Genomic DNA, 276 nt, shown 5'->3' with positions numbered 1-276 from the left:
TACTGAAAAATACAGAAGCAATCCTCCAAGCGTGTCCACATTGCGTCGTTATGCTAAGCAGAATTTATTTTGCCCACCGGCCATGAAACAAGGTCGGTTATGGCGAGTGCGTGAGGACGCCGAATTAGTTGGGGAGTTGGTAACACCTGTAATCAAGAAAAATGACTCATTACTTTTGCAACGGATTTTGAGTGATGGCAGCCAGACCGCGTAAGAATAATGTTTCAGTCCCTAACTTATATCCGCTTTATAGCCGAAAGGTAAATAAAGTTTATT

The 276-nt window shown here is 42.4% G+C and carries 2 protein-coding genes; both read left to right on the top strand.

Features of this window, described 5'->3' with window-relative positions; all coding sequences use genetic code 11:
- Positions 1-214, top strand: a 214-nt coding sequence (locus tag FDX22_RS22310; RefSeq protein ID WP_146717785.1) for an excisionase, incomplete at its 5' end; no start/stop codon positions are given.
- A partial coding sequence (locus tag FDX22_RS22305; RefSeq protein ID WP_146717786.1) for a phage integrase Arm DNA-binding domain-containing protein occupies positions 195-276 on the top strand: 82 nt, incomplete at its 3' end. The genes FDX22_RS22310 and FDX22_RS22305, both read left to right, overlap by 20 nt.

The organism is Citrobacter sp. TBCS-14, assembly GCF_005280805.1.
GTDB lineage: Bacteria > Pseudomonadota > Gammaproteobacteria > Enterobacterales > Enterobacteriaceae > Citrobacter > Citrobacter gillenii.
The sequence above is the reverse complement of the archived record's forward strand: the minus strand, read 5'-3'. Positions and strand labels throughout refer to the sequence as shown.